The 14,606-nt window shown below is 50.1% G+C and carries 11 protein-coding genes; 6 read left to right on the top strand and 5 right to left on the bottom strand.

From position 1 onward, the window contains the following. The first annotated feature begins 111 nt into the window (after positions 1-111). The 4 genes from B153_RS0131750 to B153_RS0131735 all read left to right on the top strand — a co-directional run bounded on the left by B153_RS0131750 (position 112) and on the right by B153_RS0131735 (position 5,349). The gene (locus B153_RS0131750; RefSeq protein WP_020600792.1) at positions 112-1,131 is read left to right on the top strand and encodes a proline iminopeptidase-family hydrolase; all 1,020 of its coding nucleotides are present in this window, start codon (positions 112-114) and stop codon (positions 1,129-1,131) included. Positions 1,132-1,267: 136 nt separating this feature from the next. Beyond that, positions 1,268-1,624, top strand: coding sequence for a nuclear transport factor 2 family protein (locus B153_RS0131745; RefSeq protein ID WP_026262605.1), 357 nt, complete (start codon positions 1,268-1,270; stop codon positions 1,622-1,624). Between the two features lie 178 nt (positions 1,625-1,802). Further along, positions 1,803-4,211 carry a TonB-dependent receptor gene (locus B153_RS0131740; protein ID WP_020600790.1) on the top strand — a complete coding sequence of 803 codons (2,409 nt, stop codon included), beginning with the start codon at positions 1,803-1,805 and terminating at the stop codon, positions 4,209-4,211. 76 nt (positions 4,212-4,287) lie between these two features. Further along, positions 4,288-5,349, top strand: coding sequence for an alpha/beta hydrolase (locus B153_RS0131735; protein WP_020600789.1), 1,062 nt, complete (start codon positions 4,288-4,290; stop codon positions 5,347-5,349). Between the two features lie 197 nt (positions 5,350-5,546). On the opposite strand, the gene B153_RS0131730 is transcribed toward B153_RS0131735, so the two are convergent. Then, positions 5,547-5,936 (bottom strand): DoxX family protein, encoded by a 390-nt coding sequence (locus tag B153_RS0131730; protein WP_020600788.1) that lies wholly within the window; start codon positions 5,934-5,936, stop codon positions 5,547-5,549. A gap of 142 nt (positions 5,937-6,078) precedes the next feature. On the opposite strand from B153_RS0131730, the gene B153_RS38765 reads away from it, so the two are divergent. Continuing rightward, complete coding sequence (locus B153_RS38765) at positions 6,079-6,201, top strand: hypothetical protein (protein WP_020600787.1); 123 nt, start codon at positions 6,079-6,081, stop codon at positions 6,199-6,201. Here B153_RS38765 and B153_RS0131720 read toward each other — a convergent pair. The 4 genes from B153_RS0131720 to B153_RS0131705 form a co-directional block, all read right to left on the bottom strand. Next, on the bottom strand, positions 6,194-8,353 hold the full coding sequence (locus B153_RS0131720) for a c-type cytochrome domain-containing protein (RefSeq protein WP_020600786.1): 2,160 nt from the start codon (positions 8,351-8,353) through the stop codon (positions 6,194-6,196). The two genes, B153_RS38765 and B153_RS0131720, sit on opposite strands and share 8 nt — an antisense overlap. A 36-nt stretch (positions 8,354-8,389) precedes the next feature. Next, the gene (locus tag B153_RS0131715) at positions 8,390-9,841 is read right to left on the bottom strand and encodes a DUF1501 domain-containing protein (protein WP_020600785.1); all 1,452 of its coding nucleotides are present in this window, start codon (positions 9,839-9,841) and stop codon (positions 8,390-8,392) included. Continuing rightward, the gene (locus B153_RS0131710; protein ID WP_020600784.1) at positions 9,838-12,216 is read right to left on the bottom strand and encodes a PSD1 and planctomycete cytochrome C domain-containing protein; all 2,379 of its coding nucleotides are present in this window, start codon (positions 12,214-12,216) and stop codon (positions 9,838-9,840) included. The genes B153_RS0131715 and B153_RS0131710 overlap by 4 nt, the downstream gene beginning before the upstream one ends. 381 nt (positions 12,217-12,597) lie before the next feature. Continuing rightward, positions 12,598-13,401 carry a phytanoyl-CoA dioxygenase family protein gene (locus tag B153_RS0131705; protein ID WP_020600783.1) on the bottom strand — a complete coding sequence of 268 codons (804 nt, stop codon included), beginning with the start codon at positions 13,399-13,401 and terminating at the stop codon, positions 12,598-12,600. A gap of 146 nt (positions 13,402-13,547) precedes the next feature. Here B153_RS0131705 and B153_RS0131700 point away from each other — a divergent pair, with 146 nt between their 5' ends. Then, positions 13,548-14,405: a helix-turn-helix domain-containing protein gene (locus B153_RS0131700; protein ID WP_020600782.1), complete on the top strand. Its 858-nt coding sequence runs from the start codon at positions 13,548-13,550 to the stop codon at positions 14,403-14,405. The last annotated feature ends 201 nt before the right edge of the window (positions 14,406-14,606 follow it).

The raw sequence follows: 14,606 nt of genomic DNA, 5'->3' as shown, positions 1-14,606 counted from the left end.
AACAATAAAAATCACCCGGCTTTATAGGGGTGTTTTTTATTGGATTCATTTTATGAGAGGGAATTCGCTATCTTAGGCAAACCAACTCATCTGGCTTACCTTTTTCTATCTATGCGACTACTTTACCTCTTTTTTGCTGTTTGTTTGCTCGCTGCCTGCCAATCGAACAATACCCCGACCTCGGTCCCTGTTGCCAATTATTTTGCCTATGGCGATTCGCTCGAATCAGGCGGGGTCCGACTGATTCCCATAAAAACACCTGTTGGGGAGTTCAAGGTATGGACAAAACGGTTTGGCAATAATCCGAAACTGAAAATCCTGCTACTGCATGGAGGCCCCGCCATGACCCATGAATACATGGAATGTTTCGAGACCTTTTTCGGCCGCGAAGGGTTTGAATTTTATGAATATGATCAACTGGGTTCCTATTACAGCGACCAGCCTCAGGATGACCGACTCTGGACGACCGAACGGTTTGTTGAGGAAGTGGAACAGGTGCGGCAGGCTATCGGAGCCGATAGTTCTAATTTTTATATTCTGGGCAATTCATGGGGTGGGGTTCTGGGAATGGAATATGCGCTGAAATACCAGAAGAACCTGAAGGCGTTGCTGGTCGCGAATATGATGGCCAGTGCAATCGAATATGGTAAATATGCGGAGAACGTACTGGCCAAACAAATGAAACCCGAAGTGCTGGCCGAAATTCGGGCTATCGAAGCGAAAAAAGATTTTGCCAATCCGCGCTATATGGAATTACTCATTCCGAATTTCTATCACGAACATTTATGCCGATTAGCGGAGTTGCCAGATGGGCTTAACCGAACTATGAAACACGCGAACAATTACGTATATACCCTGATGCAGGGCCCAAGCGAATTTGGGGTCAGTGGGCGCCTGGCAGCGTGGGATATTAAAAACCGATTACACGAAATCACCATTCCGACGTTGATGATTGGGGCCAAATACGACACAATGGACCCCAGAGCGATGGAAGAACAAAGTAAACTGGTCAAAAAAGGACGCTATTTGTATTGCCCGAATGGTAGCCATTTATCCATGTGGGATGACCAGAAGGTATTTATGAATGGCGTCATTCAGTTTATTCATGATGTGGATTCAGGACGTTTTTAACGTCCCTTACCTGTTAAGTACATCGCCCGTATCTGCCTGGCAATCTGCGTAATTTCCGAGAAAATCTCAATCTAAACCGACACCTATATATACGGAGGAAGCATGACCTTTGCAGGGGCAACCTATTCCCTCGTTTATGGCTGACTTCGACCATCGTCTACTTCTGATTGCTGCCTATGCAGCGTTTAACGCGCGGGCAATCGAGGCTGCCCTGGCTACTATGCATCCCGACGTCGATTGGCCTAATGGATGGAAAGGGGGGCGGGTAGTGGGTCATGAAGCGATACGGGCCTACTGGACGGAACAGTGGACAGAACTCAATCCGCATGTTGAACCGCTGCGCTGTACAACCGACGATGAAGGGCGGGTAACTGTCGATGTGCATCAGGTTGTGAGTGATTATGCAGGCCATATCCTGTCCGATGAGCAGCTACAGCATGTGTACGAGTTCGACAACGGACTGATCAAACGCATGACGATTCGGCTACTTTAGCGCTGTAGCAGAGGGTTCTTCTGGCCGCTGGATACCCAGCGGCTTTTCTGTTTTGCAGAAAAATTGAAAACGATTGCAACGTTTTGCCGGGTCAGTCGTCTTTAATACGACTTTAATGCACAGCAACTCTCTCAACACTCCTTACACAAAAACATACTGTCGGTAGGCGACACCTCCTATGAAATCGTTTTTACTTATGCTGCTCGCCTTTGCGTCGGGCACGGGAATCGTATTGGCTCAACACACGAAAATTTCAGGTTCGCTACTCGACTCAACGGCAAACAAACCCGTCGAATTTGCGACCGTTGCACTCGTAAAAGAGGGGAAAATTGTGGATGGAGCCACGGCCGATGCCACTGGCAAATTCATCTTTACGAAGGCTTCGGCAGGGAAATATGCCCTTCAGATTTCATTTGTTGGCTATAGCCCCAAAACTGTTGAGGGTATTAAGGTAGTTGAAGGGCAGGACCTGGAAGTGGGACAAATCAAACTCAGTCAGGCTGTGCAGAAACTAGCCGAGGTGACGGTAACTGAGCAAAAGTCCCTGTTCGAGGAAAAGTCGGACCGGATGGTATACAACGCCGAGAAAGATATTAGCGTGAAGGGGGGCGATGCCACCGACGTTCTGAAGAAAATTCCGTCGATAGCGGTCGATATTGAAGGAAATGTGCAACTTCGGGGAAGCGCGAACATCAAGGTACTGATTAACAACAAACCGTCGAGTATCGTAGCGCGTAGTATATCGGATGCGCTAAAACAGATTCCGGCGGATATAATCAAGCAGGTGGAAGTAATTACCTCTCCTTCAGCCAAATATGATGCAGAAGGCACCGCAGGTATTATCAACATCATCACGAAGAAAAATACGCTTCAGGGTACCAATGGCTCCATTAGCCCGAATTTTAGCCAGTGGAACAACTGGCAGAATGCCACCCTCAATCACCGCATGAAGAATCTTAGTCTGTCGGCCAATGGGGGATACAGTGATTGGAAAAACAAACGGTACATCCAGTTGCTGCGGTCGTTTTCGGCCGAGGGCCAGACCACCAATCAGCGGCAGCCTCAGTGGGTACTGGGCAATGGTAAAAACGTGTATGCCAACCTGAATGCCGACTGGGATATTGATTCGCTGAATCGGATGGGGGCGGGCATAAATTATTACAATGGACTCAATACCAATGGGTTCAATATCGACTTTGAAGAAAGTCGCCAGGGGGTTGTGAGCCAGTATTTTCATCGGGATATGAACCGCACCTACGATTGGGCTGGGGCGACCCTAAACCTTGATTATACCCGTCTGTTCAAGAAGCCCAAAAAAGAACTCAACTTCCTGATGATGTACTCGTTTGAAGGGGAAGACAGCGATTACTGGTCGAATCTCTTAAACCGGCAGAACACCGTTTATTACCGCGAAAAAAGTTACAATATCAATAACAACAAGGAAGGGACGGTTCAGCTCGATTTTACGAACCCGCTGGATAGCATCAGTAAACTCGAACTTGGAACCAAAACCATCTTCCGACAGATACTCAGCGACTATCGTATAGCCAATGCCGTTGACGGTTCAACCAACTTTGCCGATCAGCCGGCTTTAGCCAACGTGTTTGATTATGCGCAGCAGGTAGCAGCCGCCTATGTCGTATATAGCCGAACTCCCAAAAAGAACTGGGGTATCAACCTGGGCGCCCGTTATGAGCACACATTTATTCAGGCTAATTTTCTGAACGGGACTGCGCCTTTTTCCAGCACATACGGAAATTTTATCCCCAGTGTAAGTCTGTCGCGCGCCCTGAAAAAGGAGCAGCAGATCCGGTTCAATTATTCGCAGCGGATACAGCGGCCCCAATTTTATTACCTGAATCCATACGTCAATCAGTCGGATTCAAAAAATCTGTATGGGGGTAATCCTTATCTGAAGCCTGAGCTGACTCACTCGGTAGAAGCCAACTACAGCATTTCGATCAAGCAGACGAGTTTCAATCTGTCAGCGTTTTTGCGTCAGACCAACAACGCCATTGAAAGCATCAGTACGGTTGATAATGAAGGGGTATTGAAGCAGATTTTTCAGAATGTAGCCCAGAACTCGGCCTACGGATTCAATCTGAGTGCCAACACAAAACTAACCAAGCAGTGGTCGGTGAACGGATCGGTCAACGTATTTTACAATGTACTGGAAAGTGCCGAGCTGAAAACCCGAAATGAAGACTGGATGTATCGGATCAATCTTAACTCGTCCGTTGATTTTGGAAAAGGAATCAAAGCCCAGTTTTTCGGATTTTACAATTCGGCACGGGTAAACCTGCAAGGCTCTTACGGTGGTTTCGGTTTCTACAATGTGGTGGTACAGAAAGAAGTGCTGAAAAAGAAAGGAACCATTGGTTTCGGGTACGATAACCCCTTCAACGAAACAATCAGTTGGCGGAACGATTTTGTAGGGCCCAATTTTGTACAGACGCAGGATGTCTCTATGTATCGGCGTGGCTGGCGGCTGAATTTGAAATATGAATTTGGGAAAATGTCCAGCAGCCAGCGCCAGAAAAAACGGATCAGCAACGACGACAAGAAGGGGGGAGACGGCAATAATTAAAGGGTATTCAGGGCTTCGTTGGTTAAAATGCGAGGGGTTCAGACTTTAGTTACGGACACTAATCTTAATTCCTCGTATGAATCGAGCCCGGTTTGGTAACGGTTATTGGATTTTTACCACCCTGTTTAGTCTGATCGTTGGCGTACAAGGCTACAGTCAGACTCCCTTGCAAGGGACAGTAGAACGGGTCAGAGTACATGGAAAGGGCCTGGAAGGTAATCTGGAAGGGGATTCGCCTGATCGGGACGTGTCGATTTACTTACCACCCAGTTATAAAAAAGAATCGAAACGCAGATACCCGGTCGTTTATTTTCTGCATGGCTTCACCGATAATGATGGACAATGGTATGGCGTAACCAAGCACTGGATCAATCTGCCGACAGTCGTCGATAAGGTTTTTACATCCGGGCAGGCGCAGGAGATGATCATTGTAACGCCCAATGCCTACACGCGCTACCGGGGAAGTATGTACTCCAACTCGGTAACAACGGGCAACTGGGAAGATTTTATCGCTAAAGAGTTGGTTACTTATATTGACCGACACTACCGGACCATTCCGAAAGCAACCAGTCGTGGGCTGGCAGGGCATTCGATGGGTGGCTATGGCACTATTCGGATTGGGCAAAAACACCCCGAAATCTTTTCGAGTCTCTACCTGCTAAGTCCGTGTTGTATGACCGCTAACCCCAATCGGGTGTTCAGCCCCGAAGCCATTGCCAAAATCGAAGCGGTAAAAACTCCTGATGACGTGGTGAAAGCTGATTTTGGTACCCAGGCGCTATTTGCGTCGGCTGCGGCCTGGTCGCCCAACCCTGGTAAGCCGCCCTTCTTTTTCGATCTGCCCATTGAGAATGGTCAGCCTCAGCCAGCTATCGCTACCAAATGGGCAGCCAACGCGCCTTTGGCAATGATCGATCAATACATCATGAACATCAGGCAATTGAACGCGCTGGCCTTCGACGCGGGTAATCGCGATCAGAGTATTGCCGCCAGCAATAAGATTCTGGATCAGCTATTGACCAATTATCAGATTGCCCATACATATGAGGAATATGAAGGCGATCACATCAACCGGATTGGCGAGCGGATCGAGCAAAAGATGCTACCTTTCTTCTCAAAGCACCTAACTACGAAGTAGTTGAGCCGATTTAACCTTTATCCTTGAAAGCCATTTTTTCCTTTCCGACGCAGGAGGAATCTCAAGTTTCCCTAATCAATTACTGAGGGATGTTGAACTTCCTCCTGCGTCGGAAGGGAAAAAACGCTTCATAGCCTAAGTTTAATCAGTTTCATTGTGTAGAAGCAAGCGATACGTAAGAAGCCACAGCCTGCCGTTTACACATTATCTGTACTCTTCAGCGCCCAATAAACCAGCACAGGCTGGAAAAACAAACGGACGAACCGTTTCGTGTCGGTGTTCAGCCCAAACGCACTTCGCTTATTGACATACTGGGAAATATTGCCGGGAAAAACGGCAGTAAAAAAAGTAGCAGCTATTTTCCCGATTGATTTCTGATGAGCTTTGTCGGTCAGGATGAGGCTACTACCGAGGGCAATTTCGGCAATGCCTGAATATACCACTGTATCATCTTTCGGCAACGGAATCGGGTCGGGAACCTGAGCTTGGAATTCTTTTCGGGCCACGGTAAGGTGACTGATGCCAGCAGCAACTAAACTACCTCCCAGCGCAATTCTGGCTATCTTTTTAAGTGTTTTATCGTTCATCGTCAGGCAATATTCGTTTAGAAGAGATCTAAAGGCTGATGCGGATCTGCTATCGGTCCTTAGTAAGGATGTAACTGCTTCTGCCGCGAATAGTTTGAGCCCCTGTCTGATGATTGAAACGTATTAATAGCGGAAAAACGCTGTGGAACACAAAATCCAGTTTGTCTTCAACCTGTATGACATCCGGGAGAATTCTGTTCGGTACGGGAACACCATTTGGTATCGGACAGAAGCGATGAATCCGTTTGCCGCAACGGTCAATTAAACAGAACCTCGTCTACGAAAAACCAGCCGGGTTGCCCCTTGCCCGGATGCCAGGCAGGGAGTTTCGCGACGGGCCGGGCCACCACTTTCACCACCGAATATGGCTCTCCTTTCAGAGTCATATAAACACCATCAATACGGGCGGGGATTACTTTTTGAGGCTGTTCGGGCTGTAGTTTCTGGAGGAGTTTCAAATGGGCTTTGTCGGGGCCGCCCCATAGCTCAATCGAGGCAGGTGGCATAATGAAGCTGCCAATGTTTTTACCGACACTCAGCGTGACAGATTTGAGCGCAATCGGCTGGTCAAAGGTGAAGTAAGCCTCAAACGGTTTTTCGCGAAAACCAAGCCAGGCCGCATCTTTGAAATTGTCTATTGTCCCTTTTTTCTGGTCAATCAGGGTTTTGCCGCCTTCGCCCATATATTGTGGATTTGGCTGGTTGACTAGCTCGGCCTCTATCGGTTTGTAACGTCCGACAAAAAAAGTGTATTCGATCAAATCGCTGGCAGACCAGTTCGGTTTGGTGGCTCGGGCTTTCACAACTGCGAGGCCGTTTACCGCAAACGGCTTTTGATACACCGGCCCGTTCAGCGAATCGGGTTCTGTGCCATCGGTCGTGTAGCGAATCGTAACGTCGCGAAGAGGGTGCCGGAATGTAATCAGCGTTTGCGGGGTAACGACCGTTTGTTCATTCACCAGCATGGGCGGGTTGAGTTTCAGGATTTCTGTATCCGAGGGAATGTAGCCCGCTTCGAACCGGATGGATTTGTACTGTTTTTGAAGCACAGCCAATTCGGTAGGGGTAATGGGGGTGTTCCAGACAAATACGTCTTTTAGACCGGGCAATTGGGTTAGTGTACGCAAGGCGTCCTGATTGACTTTGGTGCCCGATAGAGCCAGCGAACGAAGGTTGGACAGGGGTTTGAGTTCATCTAAGGTCTTGCCTGTAATTTCGGTGTTATTGAGAACGAGTTTTTCGAGATTCCCGAACTGGGCAATGGTTTTCAGGTCTTCGTCCCGCACGGGCATATTCGCCAGGTTGAGCGAAACCAATTGGGTTTTTACATCCGATAATCCGCTCAGGTGTTCGGGTTTGTAAGCCTGACGGACAAAGAAGCTGGCCTGTAGGGCGGGCGATTCGTAGGCGATCGGAACCACTACCCGAAAGGGCGTATTGACCTTTTCGAGCGTTGCGGCCGAGGCTGCGTCAAAGGAGTACTGGATGGCTGGCTGGCCGATGGGTTGGCTTTGCTGACTGAGCCGGGCCTGGACGAATGGGCGCAAGGGGTCATTTTGAGCCAGTGCCCGCAGCGTTTTTTTTGTAGCGGCCCCGGCCCGAATCCAGGCCGTAAGCAGGGCCGTTTCGTCGGGCGAAAGCTGCGGCTTCCCTTTGGGGGGCATGTGCTTTTTATCGTCGAGGGGCAGGTTGGCGCGTTGAATCAGGTGGCTGTTCAAGGGATCGCCAGCTACCCAGACCGGGCCGTTCTTACCCCCTTTGAGCAACCCGGCCAGTGAACTCATCAATAATCCGCCCTTCTGTTTTTGTTCGTTATGGCAAGAATAGCATTTGGCCTTCAGAATGGGTTCGATGGTGCTTATAAAAATGGGGGTATCGTCTGTGAAGACATTTGCCATCTCGCCCTCTTTGGTCGGAAACAAATAATCTTCGCCATGCGTCAGGCTGGCCCCAAAATGTCCGCTCACGAATAAGCAAACCGTACTGAGAGCTAATAGGGAATTGAACAGTAGCGGTTTCGTAATCGGCTGTTGCTGTACCAGAAAAAGTCCGTAAGCCAACAAACTCAGGGCTACACCGCTGTATTTATGCCAATTGAGCAGATGATCGGTATACCCACCTTCGCGCGACAGGAAAAAGCCCATCAGGGCCGACAACGCAGCCGATACGGCAACGAGCGTCACTAAAAATCGAAAAATAGGCTCGAAGCTATTGCCCCCAAACGAGTTTCGGAATACCCACAGCAGCCCAACGAAGGCCAACAACCCGATTGGAATATGCAACAGCATGGGGTGAAGCCGACCCAGGGGCTGTAGCCAGGCAGGAATGACAACCTTGTCCTGAAAGAACAACAGAAAAATAAGCAGTAAGTGAATCGCCAATAATCCATTGGCGGCAATAGCCTGAAAACGGCGCATAATTGAGACAGGTTACGGGGTGGCGGGTTCGACGGATTAGGCCATTAGCCCTGGCAACACCTTCCCGGCAATATCGGTCAGGCGATACCGCCGACCCAGATGTTTGTAGGTTAATCGTTCGTGGTTCAGGCCCATCAGGTGCATCACCGTCGCATGAAAATCGTGAATGTGAACCGGGTCGCGTACGATGTTGTAGCCAAACTCATCGGTTTCGCCATATACGGTGCCGGGTTTCACCCCACCCCCGGCCATCCAGGTGCAATAGGCGCGGGGGTGGTGGTCCCGGCCATAGTTGTCTTTGGTGGCGGTGCCCTGGCTGTAGTTGGTACGGCCAAACTCGCCCCCCCAGATCACCAGGGTTTCGTCGAGCAGGCCCCGCTGTTTCAGGTCGGTAATCAGCGCAGCCGACGCCCGGTCGGTATCTTTGGCCTGTAAGGGCATTTCGCCCACCATATTGCCGTGCTGATCCCAGCCCTGGTGGTAAAGCTGCACAAACCGCACCCCGGCTTCCGACAGTTTTCGAGCCAGTAGGCAGTTGGCGGCAAAAGTGCCCGGCACCAGGCATTCGGGGCCGTAGAGCTTAATAATATGGTCAGGTTCTTTGCTGAGGTCGGTTAGTTCGGGTACAGCCGTTTGCATCCGATAGGCCATTTCGTACTGCTGCACTTTGGCTTTTATTTCGGGATCGCCAAAATCGTCATACGCCAGGTTGTTCAGCTCGGCCAGGTTATCGAGCATCTTCCGGCGGGCCGTCCGGTCGGTGCCTTCGGGGTTGTTCAGATACAGAATGGGTTCTTCGCCACTGCTAAACACAACCCCCTGATGGGTAGAGTCCAGAAATCCATTGGTCCATAACTTGGAGTATACCCCCTGTCCGTTGCCCTTCCCCCGCGACAGCAGCACCGAAAAAGCAGGCAGGTTTTTGTTGTCGCTACCGAGTCCGTAGCTGACCCAGGCCCCCATGCTGGGGCGGTTACCCTGCTGGGCGCCCGTTTGCAGGAAGGTGAGGGCCGGGTCGTGGTTGATGGCTTCGGTATTCATGGTTTTCACCATGCACACATCATCTACAATACGGGCAATATTGGGGAACAATTCGCTCACCCACATACCCGACTGCCCGTATTGCTTAAACTGAAAATGTGAGCCTACCAGTGGGAATTTGGCCTGATTGGCGGTCATGCCCGTCAGGCGTTGACCGTTTCGAATTGAGGCCGGAAGATCCTGACCCGCCAGTTTGTTGAGCAAGGGTTTATATTCAAAGCTTTCGTACTGCGAGGGAGCCCCATTCTGAAACAGGTAGATCACCCGCTTGGCTTTGGGCGCGAAATGGGGCATACCCAGCGGAAATCCATCGACCTCCTCGCCGGAACCCCGAAATAAGTCGGGCACCAGCAGTGACCCCAGGGCTAAACTGCCAATGCCCGTAGCCATTTTACCCAAAAAGTGACGGCGGTTGACCGTCAGCCGATTTTCGATGTACTCGTTCATAGCATGATGGTTTCTTCGAGGTTATAGATCATCAACAGGGTTTGCATCAGGGCGGCTGTAGTGGCCTTATCGGCCAGGTGAGCCGGGGGCGTTTCGCCGATGGCCAGCAAGTTGACCGCCTTTTTAGGGGTGGTGGTAAACGCCGACTTTTCGTCGGCAAAATAGTGTTGCAATACGCTCAGTTCTTTTTCCCTGGGTGTTCGACACAAAATCAGCCGGAAGGCTTTATTGATTTTTTCGTCGGTCGTCGTTTTTTCGAGCATGAGCTTTTCGGCCAGCACGCGCGCCGATTCGAGCACCATTGGGTCGTTGAGCATGGCAAGCGCCTGTAAAGGGGTGTTGGTTCGGGAGCGTTTCACCTCACACTGATCGCGGTTGCTGGCATCAAACAGCAGCATCGACGGGGGCGGCACCGTTCGTTTAATGAAAACGTACATGCCTCGTCGGTAGAGGGCCGTTCCATGATCCTGCACATAACGGGCGAGCGAACCCCGGCCCGAGGTGGCTACTTCCCATAAACCCTTTGGCTGATAGGGTTTTACGCTCGGTCCGCCGATTTCGGGGTTTAATAAGCCACTGCTGGCCAGTACCAGATCACGAACCAGTTCGGCCGGTAGCCGTAGCCGGGGCGCGTGTGAGAGGTACACATTTTCGGGGTCTTTGAGCCGTTTGTCTTCCGAAATTACTCCCGATTGCCGGTAAGTGGCCGATAGCACAATCTGGCGTACCAACCGCTTAATGTCCCACTGATGGGTTCGGAAATCGACTGCCAGCCAATCGAGCAGTTCGGGGTGCGAAGGCAACTCCCCCTGCATCCCAAAATCACCAACGGTTTTTACGATGCCCCGGCCAAAAAACTCCTGCCAGATTCGGTTTACAAAAACACGGGCCGTCAGCGGGTTTTTGGGGTCGGTCATCCAGCGGGCTAGTCCAAGCCGGTTTTGTGGGTATCTTTTGGCGTCGAAGGGCATAATAAATTTCGGCATCGAGGCTGTCACTTCATCGGCTGGCTGATCGTAATTACCCCGGCGTAGTATATGGGTGGGCCGAAGAGTATCCCGGTCTTTCATGACCATCACCATCACCGAAGCCGTATCTTTTTTATTGACAAACCGCAGCAGGTCTTTCACGTCCTGGTCCGAAATTTTCATGTTCGGCGGGTCGGCAAAGGAAGCATCAATCGTTCCGAAAAGGCCTTTTTCCGGCACCTGGTTAAAAAACGCAAAGGCGCTGTAATAATCTTTCTGAAGAATGGGGTCGTATTTATGGTCGTGGCATTTGGCACATTCGTAGGTAAGGGCCAGAAATGTTTTCCCAACGGTGTTGGTGCGGTCGGTCACGTATTCGATGCGGTATTCTTCGTCGATCACCCCGCCCTCCTGCGTGATTTTATGGTTCCGGTTGAAGCCCGTAGCCAGCAGCATCTCTTTGGTAGGGGGGGTGTTGTTGGGGCCTTTCAGCAAATCGCCAGCCAGTTGCCAGGTCAGAAATTGGTCGTAGCCGTAGTTTTGATTGAACGCATGAATGACCCAATCGCGCCAGGGCCACATGGTTCGCAGGCCATCGTCCTGATAACCGTGTGAATCGGCATACCGGGCCACATCGAGCCAGCTAATCGCCATTTTCTCGCCATAGTGTGGGCTTTTTAGCAATTCGTCAACCACTTTTTCGTAGGCCGTTTCAGACTGATCGGCCATGAATCGTTTTTGTAGGTCGAGCGATGGGGGGAGGCCCGTCAGGTCGAGCGAGACGCGTTTGAGCAGTCGTTCTTTTTGGGCTTCCTCATTGGGTTTAAGCCCCATTTCGGTCATTTTGGCCAGCGTGAAATGGTCGATCTCGTTACGGGGCCATTCGTCGTCGTCTACCTGGGGGAGTTTAGGAAGTTGGGGCGCAATGAAGGCCCAGTGTGGTTTATATTTAGCCCCCTGCCTGATCCACTTTTCGATCAGGGCCACCTGATGCCCAGTCAGTTTCAGGTTTGAATTAACGGGCGGCATAAGATCGGCCGTGTCTTTGGTGGTAATGCGTTGCCAGACTACCGACTGTAGCGGGTCGCCGGGCACAATGCCATGCGCTTTCGGATTGTCTTTGAGGGCGGCATAAGCATCGGCCTCCGTGTCGAGCCGTAGGTTGGCTTCGCGTTTGTTGGCGTCAGGACCGTGGCATTTGAAACAGTTGTCCGACAAGATTGGCCGGATATGGAAATTGTAATCGACTTCATCGGGGATTGCTATGGCCACTGCTGTTGTCTGGTGGCTACAGGAAAACAGGTAAGCCGTTAGCAGCAGCGAAAAGGCTGTGCCAACGGCCAAAAGAACCCTATTCTGTGCCAGCCATGTCGTGAGCGTACGCACGTTTTTTTCGTTCAGTATCATGTGGGTATACTACATTTGCGTTACGCTTAAAGGCTATCGGTAAAGCATATTTGCTTACTTTTTCTGTAAAAAACCAGTTCATTGGGTACCAGGCTGTCAATCAGGCATGCAGATGCTTTTGGGCTAGTCTCCATAAAGGTCAAGTAGAGGCATTTGGCTCTGTGCACTAAAGCATCCAGATCATTTTATCTATTTGTTCCGGATAAAATTAGTTTCCAGGCATTACCGAAGTCTTTTTAACCAATCTAGACATAGATTGGCAACGCGCAGAACCCAGTGTCATGGCTCTGAAATCGATTCTGTTTCCTTGGTACTCCTGACTCTTTAGTTGCTTTTGTCCTACTAGCCAGACGTTTGCGCTCCGCACTAGAAGGACAAGACTTACCCGTAAATTACTGGATTTAGAGGAGTATCAATCACTTGATCGACTTCGGCACCCGGGCACCACGTATTCCAGTCGTTGATTTGATGGCGGTTTTCGGGCTGTTTTAGCCGCATATCTTTATCCATGTAAATCATCGTCATTACTTTCCGTACCTGGTCGGTCTGATTGGCACCAGCCCGGTGGAAGACCCAACCCGAATGAAAACTTACTTCGCCCAGATCGTAGGGTTCTATGACATGCTGAAAATCGGTAACCCGTAGCCGCTGGGCTATTTTCTGCTCGCTGTCGTCGCCAATGGATAGTTCACGCCCTTCAACTATGGCATGGCTCCCGGCACTGAACTCGAGTGGCCCCATCTGAAGCGGTACAGGTTGTAATGGAATCCAGGCGGTTATGGTTTTGTCGGAGCTAAGCGGCCAGTAATACTGATCGGCATGCCAGGGTGTAATGCCTCCGCCCGCTTCTTTGAAAAGAGCCTGGTCGTGGTAGAGTCGTACACCGTCGGTCTGCATAAGTTGAGCAGCAATTTGCCCCAGCCGTTTGCTCAAAACAAAGGTTTTGCTGGCCTCATCTTCGCGCCAGAGGTTGAACACCTGCAGGAAGGCTTTACCGTAGGTATCACGCTGATCGAGGGGTTGATTCTGATTGGTGAGGAATTCGACTTTACGGCTAATGGCTTCATTATAGTAGGCTAGCGTGTCGGCATCAAGCACGTTTTTGAGCTTGACGAAGCGATTCTTCTGATAAAAGGCGATAGCGTCGGCCGGAAGTTCGTAGGGTTGGTCTAGTAAGGAATGCATATACAGAGATGTTAGGAGATTTATGCCTACAAATCTCTGCACGTTCGATTAGACACACTTGGCGTGTTTTAGCCTGAAATTGTCTAATTTTAGCAAGAATAGTGCTTTCGCTCTGAATATATTCATAATATAACGCTATTGGTTGTATGCGCCCAGTGTTCGAACAAATCTCTACAGGCGCAACCTGTTCGTTTCTGGTACGTCGATTCGAGGCCACGCAATTTTGGGGATCGTACCATTTTCATCCCGAATTTGAACTTACATTGATCCTGAAAGGCGAAGGGCAACGCTATGTCGGTAAGCACGTTGCGAATTTTGAAGCTGGTGACCTGGTGCTGTTGGGAAGTAATCTGCCGCATTGCTGGAAAACCCTGCCCACTGACGATCAGCAGGCTGTAGGGGCCATTGTCGTGCAATTTGGAGACGATTTCTGGGGCTCCGATTTTGGTAGTTTACCCGAAATGAGGCCCATAAAATCGCTGCTGGAGAAAGCACAGGCTGGCTTGCAGATACGGGGCGATTCCCGGCAACGGATAGCTGAGCAGATGCAACAGCTAGTAACACAGACTGCACTTCAACGTTTGCTGACCTTACTGGATATGCTGGGAGAGCTGACAGGATCGGAGGACGTGTATCCGTTGGATATGGCCTTTCCCGACTACCAGCACAAACCCGCCGAAACACTCCGATTTCAGCGGGTATTTGCCTATCTGATCGACCATTTTCGGGAAGATATTACACTTGATGACATGGCGCAGGTAGCCCATCTATCACCCACGTCATTTTGCCGCTATATTAAAACCATCACTCAGAAAACCTTCGTTGAGCTGTTGATTACGTTTCGACTGCGCTATGCCTGTCAGTTGCTGGTTCATTCCGAATTGCCTATTCAGCAGGTGGCATTTGAGAGTGGTTTTGGCGATGTCCCCTATTTCAACAAAGTTTTCAAAAAGCAGCAGGGCAGGTCGCCGTTGGCGTACCGTCGATCTCATCAGGCAGGGTAAAAATAAACCTGTACCACAGCAGATCTTTTTGGCGTTCGGATCAACCAGTTGTCATGCAGTATGCCTAATTGGCTACCTATACTGTTTGAACTACACAAGGGAAGGTTAACATAGATAACTGACAAATAACCATTCAGCCCCTTTTTTTTACCATTGGTCCAGGAAAGCAGACGAAAAGTGGCAAAGTACCTTGCATCGCAT

The sequence above is a fragment of the Spirosoma panaciterrae DSM 21099 genome (genome assembly GCF_000374025.1).
GTDB classification, from domain to species: Bacteria; Bacteroidota; Bacteroidia; order Cytophagales; family Spirosomataceae; genus Spirosoma; species Spirosoma panaciterrae.
The sequence above is the reverse complement of the archived record's forward strand: the minus strand, read 5'-3'. Positions and strand labels throughout refer to the sequence as shown.